At 41.1% G+C, this 14,372-nt stretch carries 14 protein-coding genes; 10 read left to right on the forward strand and 4 right to left on the reverse strand.

What is annotated here, in order from left to right:
* Positions 1–7 precede the first annotated feature (7 nt).
* The 7 genes from ASE42_RS07840 (at position 8) to lepB (ending at position 7,664) form a co-directional block, all read left to right on the forward strand.
* Positions 8–1,114, forward strand: a complete 1,107-nt coding sequence (locus tag ASE42_RS07840) for an efflux RND transporter periplasmic adaptor subunit (protein WP_056766340.1) — start codon at positions 8–10, stop codon at positions 1,112–1,114.
* Complete coding sequence (locus ASE42_RS07845; protein WP_024426879.1) at positions 1,111–1,812, forward strand: ABC transporter ATP-binding protein; 702 nt, start codon at positions 1,111–1,113, stop codon at positions 1,810–1,812. Before ASE42_RS07840 ends, ASE42_RS07845 begins: the two co-directional genes overlap by 4 nt.
* Positions 1,799–2,992: an ABC transporter permease gene (locus ASE42_RS07850; RefSeq protein WP_056766341.1), complete on the forward strand. Its 1,194-nt coding sequence runs from the start codon at positions 1,799–1,801 to the stop codon at positions 2,990–2,992. Before ASE42_RS07845 ends, ASE42_RS07850 begins: the two co-directional genes overlap by 14 nt.
* 318 nt (positions 2,993–3,310) lie before the next feature.
* The gene (locus ASE42_RS07855; RefSeq protein WP_056766343.1) at positions 3,311–4,066 is read left to right on the forward strand and encodes a DeoR/GlpR family DNA-binding transcription regulator; all 756 of its coding nucleotides are present in this window, start codon (positions 3,311–3,313) and stop codon (positions 4,064–4,066) included.
* Complete coding sequence (pfkB, locus tag ASE42_RS07860; RefSeq protein ID WP_056766345.1) at positions 4,063–4,974, forward strand: 1-phosphofructokinase; 912 nt, start codon at positions 4,063–4,065, stop codon at positions 4,972–4,974. The genes ASE42_RS07855 and pfkB overlap by 4 nt, the downstream gene beginning before the upstream one ends.
* Positions 4,975–4,987: 13 nt before the next feature.
* Entirely contained in the window at positions 4,988–6,880 is a 1,893-nt protein-coding gene (locus ASE42_RS07865) for a PTS fructose transporter subunit IIABC (RefSeq protein ID WP_024424741.1), read from the forward strand.
* Between the two features lie 211 nt (positions 6,881–7,091).
* On the forward strand, positions 7,092–7,664 hold the full coding sequence (gene lepB, locus ASE42_RS07870; RefSeq protein WP_029706712.1) for a signal peptidase I: 573 nt from the start codon (positions 7,092–7,094) through the stop codon (positions 7,662–7,664).
* A gap of 63 nt (positions 7,665–7,727) precedes the next feature.
* On the opposite strand, the gene ASE42_RS07875 is transcribed toward lepB, so the two are convergent.
* Positions 7,728–8,003 (reverse strand): hypothetical protein, encoded by a 276-nt coding sequence (locus ASE42_RS07875; RefSeq protein WP_024424743.1) that lies wholly within the window; start codon positions 8,001–8,003, stop codon positions 7,728–7,730.
* Between the two features lie 143 nt (positions 8,004–8,146).
* Here ASE42_RS07875 and ASE42_RS07880 point away from each other — a divergent pair, with 143 nt between their 5' ends.
* Entirely contained in the window at positions 8,147–9,766 is a 1,620-nt protein-coding gene (locus ASE42_RS07880) for an ABC-F family ATP-binding cassette domain-containing protein (RefSeq protein WP_024426884.1), read from the forward strand.
* A gap of 38 nt (positions 9,767–9,804) precedes the next feature.
* Here the strand turns inward: ASE42_RS07880 and ASE42_RS07885 are convergent, their stop codons facing one another.
* The 3 genes from ASE42_RS07885 to mreBH form a co-directional block, all read right to left on the reverse strand.
* Positions 9,805–11,037 carry an aminopeptidase gene (locus ASE42_RS07885; RefSeq protein WP_024424744.1) on the reverse strand — a complete coding sequence of 411 codons (1,233 nt, stop codon included), beginning with the start codon at positions 11,035–11,037 and terminating at the stop codon, positions 9,805–9,807.
* A gap of 107 nt (positions 11,038–11,144) precedes the next feature.
* The gene (locus ASE42_RS18980) at positions 11,145–11,276 is read right to left on the reverse strand and encodes a protein YkpC (protein ID WP_003210922.1); all 132 of its coding nucleotides are present in this window, start codon (positions 11,274–11,276) and stop codon (positions 11,145–11,147) included.
* Between the two features lie 74 nt (positions 11,277–11,350).
* Positions 11,351–12,358 (reverse strand): rod-share determining protein MreBH, encoded by a 1,008-nt coding sequence (mreBH, locus tag ASE42_RS07890; RefSeq protein WP_024424745.1) that lies wholly within the window; start codon positions 12,356–12,358, stop codon positions 11,351–11,353.
* Positions 12,359–12,634: 276 nt separating this feature from the next.
* On the opposite strand from mreBH, the gene ASE42_RS07895 reads away from it, so the two are divergent.
* Positions 12,635–12,913, forward strand: coding sequence for an AbrB/MazE/SpoVT family DNA-binding domain-containing protein (locus tag ASE42_RS07895; RefSeq protein ID WP_024424746.1), 279 nt, complete (start codon positions 12,635–12,637; stop codon positions 12,911–12,913).
* Positions 12,914–13,058: 145 nt separating this feature from the next.
* Entirely contained in the window at positions 13,059–14,369 is a 1,311-nt protein-coding gene (locus ASE42_RS07900) for an ATP-binding protein (RefSeq protein ID WP_056766347.1), read from the forward strand.
* Positions 14,370–14,372: the final 3 nt, after the last annotated feature.

Here is a 14,372-nt window from a genome sequence, read left to right on the forward strand (position 1 = left end):
GGTTTTTATGAGAAAGAAAATCATCATCGGATCTATTTTAATTATTGTGATCGGACTATTTATTGGATTTAATATTGCGAAAAACCAAGCAAAGCCTGCTTCTACAGCAGCGATTAAAACAGTCAAACTCACGCCGAAAGAAATCACATCTACGGTGATGACACCCGGGACACTTTCGTTCTCTGAAGAGCAGTTCATCTATGAAGAAGAGGAAAAGGGGAAATTGAAGGGAATTGCTGTGAAAGAAGGGGAAAAGGTAAAGGCTGGAACGCCGCTTCTTACATATGAAAACAAGGAACTGGAGCTTGAGGAGCAGCAGCAAGCACTAGCCGTTGAGTCAAGTACATTAAAACTGGAACAATTGCAAAAAAGGCTGAGTGAATTAGATGAGAAAAAAGCAGACGGATCTGACGCTAATGCCAAAAGCGAGCGAGATCAGCTTCAATTAGAACTGAAAGCGGCTGAATTAGAACAAAAGCAAGCAGTGATCAGCCAAGAAAAAGTAAAGGCGCAAATAGAAGATTTAACCGTACATAGTAAAATTGATGGAACAGTCATTTCCATTGAGCAAGAGGCCGGAGCAGGGGGGCCGGAAGAAAGGCAGCCGATCATCCATATTGGTCATGAGAAAAAAATGATTGTACGGGGTTTGATCTCAGAGTATGATGCCATCAAAATCAAAAAGAAACAAAAAGTGAAGGTAACGTCTGATGTCATTCGCGGGAAGAGCTGGCAAGGAGTCGTGAAAAAAGTGGGCGCTGTTCCTGTCCAGACTGCAGCCGAAACAACTTCGAGCGATCAAACGGTTCAATTTCCTGTTGAAGTTGAAATAAAGGGAAAGAAACCTGAGGCGAAGCCTGGTTTTAAAATGATCATGGAAATTGAAACAGATAAGCGCCAAGCGCAAACGATTCCTGAAACAGCGGTAAAAAAAGAGACTGGTGGACAATACGTTTATGTTGTTCGAAAAAATGTACTGAAAAAAGTAAAAGTGGTCATAGGGGAAACGTCAGGTCATGATCTTGAAGTGACAAAAGGTGTCAAGGCAGAGGATCAAATCATTGCTCATCCAACAGATGATATGTATGACGGAATGGAAGTGGATGCTGAATGATTCAGCTTTCCAACGTAACAAAAAGCTATGAGGTCGCACACGAAACATTTGATGTATTAAGTGACATGAATCTTGTCATTGAAAAAGGCGAGTATATGTCCATTATGGGCCCGTCCGGCTCTGGTAAGTCAACATTAATGAATATTATTGGCTGTTTAGACCGCCCGACGACAGGACAATATCATTTTCAAGGTACAGAGCTGTCAGCAGCAAAGGATCAAGAGCTTGCGGTCATTCGAAATCAATCCATTGGATTTGTTTTTCAGCAATTTCACCTCCTGCCAAGGTTAAATGCGAGGCGCAATGTTGAACTGCCAATGATTTACGCTGGGATCAGCCAAAAGGAAAGAAAAGAACGTGCGGAATTGGCGCTTGAAAAGGTTGGTTTGGCAGATCGAATGAAACATATGCCAAGTGAGTTGTCAGGAGGACAAAAGCAAAGGGTGGCCATTGCACGAGCGATTGTCAATAAGCCTCAGCTTATTTTGGCAGATGAACCGACTGGTGCGCTCGACTCAAAAACAAGCATGTCAATTATGGAACAGTTTACACAGCTGAATGAGGAAGGGACAACGATTGTGCTTGTCACCCATGAAGAAGAAATAGCTGCGTACACAAACCGTACGGTCGTTGTGAGAGATGGACGGCTTGTTGAAGATAGATGGATACAAGGGGACGCTATGAATGAAACTCTTTGAAAATATCAAAATAGCGCTGAATTCGGTTTTAGCTCATAAATTACGTTCTATTTTAACGATGCTTGGGATTATTATTGGTGTTGGATCAGTCATTGCAGTCGTGGCGATCGGTCAAGGCGGTGAGCAAATGTTAAAAGGATCGATTTCAGGTCCAAACAATACCATTGATATGACATATACGCCTTCTGACGAAGAGTTAAATGCAAATCCAAATGCTTTATTTGAAGCCTCATTTACTGAGGAAGACATAAAAAGCATTAGGACAATCAATGGGGTGAAGCAGGTCGCCTCCTCGACTGCACAAGGAATGCAGCTGAGATTTCAAGATACGACAGCTGATGCGACAGTTAACGGCATAAATGAGGGGTATACGGATGTACATTCATTACAAATCGCAGAAGGACAGAATTTAAGAGATATTGACTTTAGAAGCGGCAGAAGAGCTGCCCTCATCTCGGATGGCTTACAAAAAGAACTATTCAATGGACAAAAGGCATTAGGTGAACTGATTTGGATGAACGGACAGCCAGTTGAAGTCATCGGTGTGTTAGCAAAACAGAAAGGGATGTTTTCATTTGATATGAATGAAATATATGTCCCATTTGCGATGCTCACCTCCACATTTGGTATGAATGAATATGATAAGTTGTCTATTCAAGTCGCACATGCGGATCAAATGAAGGAAGTAGGAAAGAGCGCGGCTGCCATACTAAATGAAAATCATCATACAGAAGATGCTTACGAAATGATCAATATGGAAGAAATAGCAGAAGGGATCGGTCAAATAACGTCCGTTATGACAACGATCATTGGCTCAATAGCCGGAATCTCTTTACTTGTCGGCGGCATCGGTGTAATGAATATTATGCTCGTTTCTGTGACAGAGAGGACAAGAGAAATCGGTATTCGAAAGGCGATGGGCGCAACAAGGGCGCAAATACTCGTTCAGTTTTTAATTGAGTCTGTCGTTTTAACACTCATCGGCGGGCTGATGGGAATTGCACTTGGTTTAGGCGGCGCTTCGCTAGTATCACTATTTGCCGGCTGGCCGTCTCTCGTATCTTGGCAAGTGGTTTGTGGAGGCGTACTGTTTAGTATGCTCATTGGTATTGTTTTTGGGTTAATTCCTGCGAATAAAGCAGCGAGACTAGACCCTATTGAATCGCTCAGGTATGAATAATTCGGAGAAGAAAAAAGCATACAAATGGTATACATTCGCCTTCATTCCACACCAAAAGCTTTTATGCAAATCGCATAAAAGCTTTTTTTAGTTCCATTGAATGAAATAAAAAATGATAGAAATGCTAATATCATGACTTTCATCATAATGTCACATATTTTTCAGTTTACAAATGGTACATATAAAGGTAAGATGACCATGGTGAAAGATTTTGATAGTTATTGAATGTATTTGATTGTTTTGTATTGATAATGTTGAAAAAAGCGATTACAATAAAGGTGCGCGCAAAATGAATACGTTTTCAAAAGGGGTGTTCTCATGTTAACACCGGAAAGACATCAACTCATTATCGACAGCTTAGAAGAAAATGATGTCATTAAAATACAGGACTTAACGATGATGACGGATGCGTCTGAATCTACAATTAGAAGAGATTTATCAGCCCTTGAAGAAAAAGGATTTCTTAAAAGGGTTCATGGAGGAGCAGCCAAGATTTCGAGTATTCGGCTTGAACCAGATGTATTTGAGAAATCTGCCAAAAACTTTCAAGAAAAGTCATTGGTAGCAGAGGCAGCGGCATCTCTTTTAAAACAGGGCGACTGTATTTATTTAGATGCAGGTACAACCACACAGCAAATGATTGAATATATCGATCCAGATCAAGATATTGTTGTGGTGACAAACGGTGTGATGCACATTGAAGCACTTATGAGAAAAGGCATTACTTTTTACTTGATAGGCGGATCAGTGAAACATCGAACAGGAGCCATGGTGGGAGCCGCAGCTTTGACAGCGATGGAAAATTATCGTTTTGACAAAAGCTTTGTTGGGACAAACGGCATTCATCCCGAGGCGGGTTTTACAACGCCTGATCCAGAGGAAGCACTCATGAAAAAAAGAGCCATGAAACAGGCGAAAAAAACCTATATCTTATCAGATGCCTCGAAGTTTGGCGAAATATCGTTTTCAGCCTTTGCTAGTTTACAGGAAGCCACCATTATCACAAACGACGCAAAAGAGGATTCATTCGATAATTACCATGAAAAAACGGTTATAAAGGTAGTGAAAACATGATTTATACAGTTACTTTAAACCCATCAGTTGATTACATCGTACACGTGGAGGATTTTGCAGTCGGCGGTTTAAATCGTTCAACCTATGATCAAAAATATCCAGGTGGTAAAGGAATCAATGTCTCAAGGCTATTAAAACGTCACGGTGTTGAATCAAAAGTACTTGGATTCATTGGTGGATTTACAGGCAAATATATTCAAGATTTTTTACAGAACGAACAATTACAAACAGCCTTTCACGAGGTGTCAGAAGATACAAGAATCAATGTGAAACTAAAAACAGGTGAAGAGACAGAAATCAACGGACTCGGCCCATCAATTACTGAAGCGCAATTTGAGTCGTTTCTATCTCAATTTTCTTCATTGACTGAAGGAGATGTCGTGGTTTTAGCTGGCAGTATTCCTTCTTCATTACCTCATAACACATATGAGCGTATTGCTGAAGTTTGCCGAGAGCAAGGTGTAAGAGTTGTTCTTGATATTTCTGGCGAAGCGTTAAAAAAAGCAGCAGACATGAAACCGTTCTTAATGAAGCCAAATCATCATGAACTGGGTGAAATGTTTGAGACGAGTATTTCATCAGCAGAAGAAGCAATTCCTTATGGGAAAAAGCTGTTAGAACAAGGTGCTGAACATGTCATCGTCTCCATGGCTGAAGATGGTGCCCTATTATTCAGTAAAGAAGGAATCTATCAATCCAATGTTCCAAAGGGAACGCTCGTTAATTCAGTTGGAGCAGGAGATTCAGTCGTTGCAGGGTTTTTAGCCGGCGTTTCAAAAGGCCTTTCAATTGAAGATTCATTTAAGCTTGGTGTTACTTCAGGAAGCGCTACAGCCTTTTCTGAGGAGCTTGGCACAAAAGAGCTTGTTGACACACTATTACCACAAGTAAAAGTCACACGCATTTAAAGGAGGAGTCATCATGAAAATTACAGAACTACTCACGAAGCATACCATTAAGCTTCAATTAGACAGCCAGCAGAAAGAAGCAGTCATTGAAGAGCTGGTCACTGTTTTAGATACAGCAGGCAAGTTAAATGATAAAGAGGGCTACAAAGAAGCTGTGATCAATCGTGAAAAACAGAGCTCTACTGGTATTGGCGAAGGAATTGCCATCCCGCACGCTAAAACAGCGAGTGTAAAAGAGCCTGCTATTGCATTTGGCCGCTCAACTGCTGGTGTAGATTATGAATCACTAGACGCACAGCCGAGTCATCTTGTCTTTATGATTGCCGCAACTGAAGGCGCAAACAACACGCACTTAGAGGCACTTTCTCGTTTATCCACACTTCTTATGCGTGAAGAAATTCGAAAGCAGCTCCTTGAAGCGGCGACTGAAGATGAAATCATTGAGATCATCAATACACATGATCAAGATGATGAAGAAGAAGAGGAAGTTCAAGAGGAGCCGGCTGCAGAAGGAAAACCTGCTAAAATTTTAGCGGTAACAGCCTGCCCGACAGGCATTGCCCATACATTTATGGCAGCAGATGCTTTGAAAGAAAAAGCAAAAGAAATGGGCGTTGACATTAAAGTTGAAACAAACGGCTCTGGCGGTATTAAACATGCCCTTACAGCAAAAGAAATTGAAGAAGCACCAGCCATCATTGTGGCAGCGGACAAGCAAGTAGAAATGGAACGCTTTAAAGGCAAGCATGTCATTGAAGTCCCTGTAACAGCTGGTATTCGCCGTCCACAGGAATTAATTGAAAAAGCAATCAATCAAGATGCGCCGATTTATAAAGGTTCAGGCGGCAGTTCTTCTAAAGAGGAAAATGAATCATCTGGCAAAGGAAGAAGCGGATTTTACAAGCACTTAATGAGTGGTGTAAGTAACATGCTTCCATTTGTTGTCGGAGGCGGTATCCTTGTTGCGATTTCATTCTTCTGGGGCATTAACTCAGCAGATCCTAAGGACCCTTCATTTAATTCATTTGCAGCTGTCTTAAAAGGAATTGGCGGCGATAATGCGCTTGCCTTAATCGTTGCGGTATTAGCTGGATTTATTGCCATGAGTATTGCAGATCGTCCAGGTTTTGCGCCAGGTATGGTCGGTGGTTTTATGGCGTCAGCAGCAGGTGCAGGGTTCTTAGGCGGATTGATTGCTGGTTTCCTAGCAGGTTACATTGTTGTGCTGCTCAAAAAAGTATTCACATTCGTACCGCAGACACTCGACGGGATTAAACCGGTTCTGCTGTATCCATTGTTCGGTATTTTCTTCACAGGCATTATCATGCATTATATTGTCAACACACCAGTGAAAATGGTGATGGACGGATTAACACATTGGCTTGAATCATTAGGTACGGGAAACCTTGTCTTAATGGGTATTATTTTAGCTGGTATGATGGCAATTGATATGGGAGGCCCAATTAACAAAGCGGCTTACACATTTGGTCTTGCGATGATTGCTGCTGGCAACTATGCACCGCATGCTGCGATTATGGCAGGCGGAATGGTTCCACCACTAGGTATTGCACTTGCAACAACGATCTTTAGAAATAAGTTCTCAAAACGTGACCGTGAAGCAGGGATTACATGTTACTTCATGGGAGCTGCCTTCATCACGGAAGGAGCGATCCCATTTGCGGCGGCAGATCCTCTTCGTGTGATTCCTTCAGCTGTTATTGGTGCAGCAGTTGCTGGCGGATTAACGGAATTCTTCAGAGTGACGCTTCCTGCACCGCATGGCGGACTATTTGTTTTCTGGGTAACAAATCATCCAGTTCTTTATATCATCAGCATCTTAATCGGTGCCGTTGTGACAGCGATTTTACTGGGTATTTTGAAAAAACCAGTCAGACAAGAAGCGTAATGCAGAAGAGAAGCATCGTGTAAAACGGTGCTTCTTTTTGTTTAATTATCAGTGAATTAGGAAAAAATATCTAATTAGATGGTTGTCTTGTGAATTTTTAAATGACATATGATAAAGTAAAGTTATTCAATTCACGTTTCAAGTCTTTTAGCAGAAAGTCTTAGGAGGAAGCAGTATTTTGAACGAAGAAAACAAACAAAACGAAAATGAAATTCAATCTGATGCGAAGCAAGCCAAAACAGAGAAGAAAAGTTCACTATTTGAATGGATCAAAGCCATTTTAATCGCACTTGCGCTCGTCTTGCTCATCCGTACGTTTATATTTGAACCGTATGTGGTGGAAGGAGAGTCAATGGAACCGACACTTCATGACGGGGAAAAGCTGTTTGTCAACAAAACCATTAACTATCTCGGTGGTGTGAAACGCGGTGACATCGTGATTATTAATGGAAAAGATGGTCAGAAGATTCATTATGTCAAACGGTTAATCGGCCTTCCAGGTGATACGATTGAAATGAAGGATGATACGCTTTACATTAATGGAAAAAAAGTAGATGAGCCTTATTTAAAAGAGAACAAGGCGCATGCGAAAGAGTATGAAGTGCATTTAACTGGAGATTTTGGTCCAGTAAAAGTACCGAAAAACGATTACTTTGTGATGGGGGACAACAGACTCAATTCCATGGACAGCCGAAATGGACTTGGCCTCATTGAAAAGGATCGGGTTGTCGGGACATCAGAATTTGTTTTCTTCCCATTTGGCGATATTCGACAGACAAAATAAAAGCACCTTCTCATGGGCAAGAGAAAGGTACTTGAACGAGCGACCCTTACAGAAGGGTCGTTTTTAATTTGGTGTGAGCACCGTCACAATGATCACAATCGCAAGAACAGAAGCGAACACAGATCCGGTAATGGCTAAAACGGATCGAAACAATCCGATCTTTTGGTTTTCTTTTCCCCGCTTTTGTAAAAAGCGTTTGGAAAAGATGTGAACCAGTGTGTAAATCAGGACAAGCCCAATATAAAGGCCAAAGTCCCTCGCATTAAAGCCTGTTGCAGATAAATAAATGCCCATAAAGAAAATCAATAAACAGTATTCCATCAGTGTGAGTAATCTCAAATCGCCCGAACTCCTTCAATCAATCATTCCCGTTTATTATATCATAATAGACAAAAAGCCTTCGTTCTTAGCGAGAGACGTTTCTATCAAACGTTATTCATGTTATACTTCATAATGATGAATGAGTGATGGAGGATTAATAAATGATTGCAGTAAATAATGTTAGTTTGCGCTTTGCTGATCGTAAACTATTTGAAGAAGTAAATATTAAATTCACTCCTGGCAACTGCTACGGATTAATTGGTGCCAATGGAGCTGGTAAATCAACGTTCCTAAAAATTCTTTCTGGCGAAATTGAGCCTCAAACGGGCGATGTTCATATGAGTCCTGGCGAGCGTTTAGCGATTTTAAAACAGAACCACTTTGAATACGAAGAGTTTGAAGTGCTGAAAGTCGTCATCATGGGTCACAAACGTCTATATGATGTGATGCAGGAGAAAGATGCGATCTATATGAAACCTGATTTCTCAGATGAAGACGGGATTCGTGCAGCAGAACTTGAAGGTGAATTTGCCGAATTAAACGGCTGGGAAGCTGAAAGTGAAGCAGCGATCCTATTAAAGGGTCTTGGCATTCCAGAAAGCCTTCAATCGAAGAAAATGTCTGAGCTTGGCGGTTCGGAAAAGGTAAAAGTACTTTTAGCTCAAGCTTTATTTGGCAAGCCTGACGTTCTTCTTCTCGATGAGCCGACGAACCACTTGGACTTACAAGCAATCCAGTGGCTCGAAGAGTTCCTCATTAACTTTGAAAATACCGTCATCGTCGTTTCGCATGATCGTCATTTCTTAAATAAAGTATGTACTCATATTGCGGATCTTGATTTCGGAAAAATCCAAGTATATGTCGGTAACTATGATTTTTGGTATGAGTCCAGCCAGTTAGCGCTGAAACTAAGCCAAGAAGCAAATAAGAAAAAAGAAGAACAAATTAAGCAGCTTCAAGAATTCGTTGCCAGGTTTAGTGCGAACGCTTCTAAATCGAAGCAAGCGACATCAAGAAAGAAATTGCTTGATAAAATTTCTTTAGATGACATTAAGCCGTCTTCACGTAAATATCCGTATGTTCATTTTGCACCAGAGCGCGAAATCGGAAATGATGTCCTTCAAGTAGAAGGTCTATCAAAAACAATTGACGGTGTAAAAGTACTGGATAATGTCAGCTTTATTATGAACCGCGAAGATAAAATTGCGTTCTTAAGCCGTAATGAGCTTGCTGTGTCCACATTATTTAAAATTCTTGCTGGTGAAATGGAGCCAGACAGCGGATCATTTAAATGGGGCGTCACAACGTCACAAGCCTTTTTCCCGAAAGACAATAGTGAATACTTTGAAGGAAACGATGTTGATCTCGTGGATTGGCTCCGTCAATATTCTCCGAATGATCAAAGCGAAAGCTTCCTGCGTGGTTTCTTGGGACGTATGCTTTTCTCTGGGGAAGAAGTGAAGAAAAAAGCAAGTGTCTTATCAGGAGGAGAAAAGGTTCGTTGTATGTTATCAAAAATGATGCTGTCTGGAGCGAATATATTGCTGCTGGATGAGCCAACGAACCACTTAGACCTAGAATCCATTACAGCGCTGAATAACGGTCTCATGAGCTTTAAAGGAGCCATGCTCTTCTCATCTCATGACCATCAGTTTGTTGAAACAGTCGCAAACCGGATTATCGAAGTGACGCCAAATGGCATCGTCGATAAACAAACAACATATGATGAGTTTTTATCAGATCAAGACATCCAAAAAAGACTTGAAGAGCTTTACGCATAACACAAAAAAGACATCCAAATGTGGATGTCTTTTTTTGATTAAATCGCCCAGTTTCCATTTCGGAAGATCGGTTCGCGTTTCCCGTCTTTTGTGATTCCGTCAATATTCATTTCCTTTGAACCAATCATAAAATCAACGTGTGTAATACTGCTGTTCACACCCGCAGCATCCAATTCCTCTCGTTTCATTTCTTTTCCGCCTTCGATATTAAACGCATATCCGCTGCCGATGGCAAGGTGATTTGATGCATTTTCATCGTAAAGTGTATTGTAATAAAGAATATTTGAGTTAGAAATTGGTGAATCATCTGGTACGAGGGCAACCTCACCTAGATAATGAGAGCCTTCATCTGTTTCAACGAGAGATTTTAAAATATCTTCGCCTTCTTTTGCTTTCACATCCACAATCCGGCCGTTTTCAAAGGTTAATGAAAACTCATCAATGATGTTTCCAGCATAGCTGAGCGGCTTTGTGCTTGAGACTGTCCCGTTTACACCGTCTTTTTTCGGTACGGTAAAGACTTCTTCTGTCGGCATGTTGGCCATGAACGAAACGCCGCGTTCACTTACGCTGCCAGCACCTACCCAAATATGCTGCTCTGGAAGCTCGATCGTTAAGTCTGTGCCAGGTGCTTCATAATGAAGCTTGTGGTAGTGGCGTTCATTGAGTATTTTGACCTTTTCGTTTAATGACGCATCGTGCTTTTTCCAAGCCTCAACTGGATCTGCTTGATCAGCGCGTGCGACTTTAAAGATTTGATCCCACAATAACGTGACAGCTTCTTCATCTGTATGGTCAGGGAAAATCTTTTTCGCCCATTCTTTTGATGCAGCACCTACGACTGTCCAAGCGACTTTGTCAGATTGAACGTATTGACGATATGTATGTAGTGCTGAACCAGCAGCTTTTTGCTGTGCAGCGATTTTTTTCGAATCAATGCCTCGCAAAAGGTCAGGGCTTTCTGACAGGATGGTAATAAAAGCGCCTCCGCGTTTTGCGATGGTTTCCATCATCTGTGCTTCCCATTCAGGGAATTGCTCAAATACATCTTGCGGTGCATGTTCATACTTTAAACGGGTGAGAACACCATCACTCCAGCGGATATGTACGTTTTTCGCCCCGCGCTCATACGCGTGTTTCGCTACAAGACGAACAAGATGTGCAGATTCAGTAAATGCGGATACAACGACTTCCTGTCCCTTTTGTACATTCACACCGACTTCAACGATGGTCTTCGCATATTGATCTAGTTGTTTTTCAAATGAACTCATAAAAACCCCTCCTTTAGTCATGTTCATCATATCAGATTTATGACCGAAAAGGAAAATGGGGAGCCCGTTTAAAGCCAAAATAAAAAAGCCGCTTTCGTGCGGCTTTTTTAGCGGTTCAGTTGTTTCACAGGCTGTGCATTAGAAGGCGGCATATGTGAAAACGACAGGCTCATTCCTCCTAAAATAATACCCGTTAAAATGACTGTGACAACGACCCGTTTACCTAAATCAAGCAACATGTTCTTCCTCCTTCACGTTTATCCATTTCTCACGATATGATCGAAATGACAAAAAAAGAAGTAGAACAAGAAGATTATTTTAAAGTTTTTTGCAATTTGTCGATCACTTCTAATGAACGACCTGTTCCAATTGCAACAGATTCAAGGGGATTGGCTGCAATATGGACTGGAACAACAATCTCTTGAGAAAGCCATTCTTGTATTCCATTTAAAAGAGCGCCTCCGCCAGTTAAAATGACGCCGCGGTCTACAATATCTCCGCTTAGCTCTGGAGGGCTGTCCTCTAATGTGGCACGGATCGCTTCTAAAATATGAAGAAGTGATTCACGCATGGCGCCTTGAATTTCATGAGAGACAAGTGTGATCGTTTTTGGCAGACCTGTCACAAGATCGCGCCCGCGCACTTCTAATGATTCAGGCTCATGCTCAATGAGACCATACCCAATTTCCATTTTCACCTGCTCGGCAGTCCGTTCACCGATTAATAGGTTATATTTCTTTCTGACAAACGTAATGATATCTTCATCCAGCTGATCGCCGCCAATTCGGATCGAATGACAAGAGACAACGCCGCCAAATGAAATGATTGCAACTTCTGTTGTTCCGCCGCCAATATCGACTACGACGTTCGCAACAGGCTCGTCTACCGGAAGATCAGCACCGATGGCAGCTGCAACAGGTTCTTCAATTAAATGCACATGTTTTGCTCCGCAGTTTTTCACAGCATCGCTGATGGCGCGGCGCTCAACTGCTGTTGAACCAGAAGGTGTACATACAACGACAGTTGGCTTTCTGAAGGTAAACCCGATATTTTTTCCTGCTTTTTTCATGATTTGTTTAAGTAAATCTGTTGTCATATCATAATCAGCGATGACACCGTCTTTCATCGGACGGATCGCAACAATTTTCCCAGGTGTTTTCCCGATCATTTCTTTTGCTTCTGATCCGACGGCAAGTACAGTCTTTGTTTCTGTATCAACTGCTACGACGGACGGTTCATTTAAAATAATTCCCTTATTTTTACTATAAACCAATATGTTAGCTGTTCCTAAATCAATTCCAATTTCGGCATTTTGAAACATGTTTTCACCCAATCTCTATTTTTGCTGTTTTAAATAATTTTACATTTAAAAGTTCAGAGGGTTGATGTCATTTGTGGGGGTTTGTGATCACCTTGAAATGAATCTGTAAAATTCAAGTATCATTTTGACAATCACAATAAATTTTCCCTTTGTTTTTTCTTTTATGAAAAAAATTTTTATAGAGGAGAAACCTTTTAAGAATCTCTTACGTCTACGATATATCAATTGGTGAAAAACAGATTGATCTTGAGCTAATGAAAGAAAGAGGGAACGAAATTGAAATCTATCGGAGTCGTAAGAAAAGTAGACGAACTAGGGCGTATTGTGATGCCAATCGAATTGAGAAGAGCACTTGATATCGCTATTAAAGACAGTATGGAATTTTTTATAGATGGAGATAAAATCGTCTTGAAAAAATATCAGCCAGAGGGCGTTTGTCTCATGACTGGTGAGATTACATCAGAGAACCATGAATATGGAAATGGTCAAATTACATTAAGCGCTGAAGGCGCAGAACTGCTGTTAAAAGAGCTGCAAGAAGCTCTTCAGAAGTAATCAAAATAGCCTGCTCTCTTCCTTTGTGCTGAGAACAGGCTATTTTTTCTTTAAAAAAGTTCCTTAAAAATGCCCCATCTCCCTCAAAAAATAAGTGGAAAATGGTACAATTGACAAAGAATCTCAGGGCGGCAGGTGGAATCATTTGAACAAAACATATCAAGTGCGGATTGTGTTATCTGTTCTTGCATTTATCTTAATCATAAGCTGGGATTTCTTTTATTATCTAGGCGGCTATCAAATTAATTGGCCGCTCGATCTAGCCTTTACAGTCGTTGTGTTAGCAGGGATCTGGATTGTCTCAGGATATGTAGACCGCTTGAATTTACTTGTGTCAGATCTAAATAAGAGAGAAAAAGAAGCACACGAACTGACAGAGCGGCTGAATCGAATTACAGATAACTTGCAAGAAATTGTCTTTGAAACAGATGAAAAAGGGCACATCATCTTCTTAAATCAAGCATGGAAACAAATGACCGGCTATGACATAGATGAATGTCTAGGTACGATGTACAATCAGTACTTTGATCAAGAAGAAAGAGTTATTCAGCATTTGTCATCTGTCATCAAAGAGCATAAAGATTCAGGGCGGATCGAGCTGCAGCTTCTTCATAAAGAGGGAAAGAAAGTATGGGGAGACGTTCATTATAAGCTCTACTTTGATGAGCAGCACCAGTTTACTGGAGGTATTGGAACAGTTGCAGATATTACAAAACAAAAGCTGGCAAAGCTTGAACTTGAAAGATCAAATCAACAAGTGCAAATGCAGGCGCAAAAGTTAGCCGTTGCAGGACAAATAGCCGCTGGAATCGCCCATGAAGTCAGAAATCCGCTGACCTCAGTAAACGGCTTTTTGCAGCTGATGAAAACACAATATCCTGAAAGAACCGATTATTTTGACATTATCTTTTCCGAAATTAAACGGATTGATTTTGTTTTAAGTGAGCTGCTTGTGCTGGCAAAGCCGCAGTCGGTCCATTTTCAAGAAGTTCAGCTTCATGGACTGTTAGAGCAGGTCATTACATTGCTGAAAACCAATGCAGTCCTTGCGAATATTGATCTCAAACAGCCATTTAAAAAGCAGGATGCCGGCGCTATATTAGCAGACGCTAATCAAATGAAGCAGCTGTTCATTAATTTAATCAAAAATGCCATTGAGGCAATGCCCGAAGGCGGCACCATATACATATCAACAGAAAAAGTGATGAACGAATGGAAAATTACCATTCAAGATGAAGGAAAAGGGATGTCTGAAGAGGATATTCAGAAAATATATGATCCTTTCTTCTCCACGAAAACAGAAGGGACGGGACTTGGCCTCACCATCTGTGCAGCGATTTTAAAAGATCATCACGGTAGGATGGATGTGGTCAGTGAGCTGGGAAAAGGTACAGCTTTTCATATCTACTTACCTGTGTGGCAAAAATGCAGACAGCAGAAAGGCGAGAGGACGTGATTT

This window comes from Bacillus sp. Root920 (assembly GCF_001429445.1).
Classification (GTDB): Bacteria; Bacillota; Bacilli; order Bacillales; family Bacillaceae; genus Bacillus; species Bacillus safensis.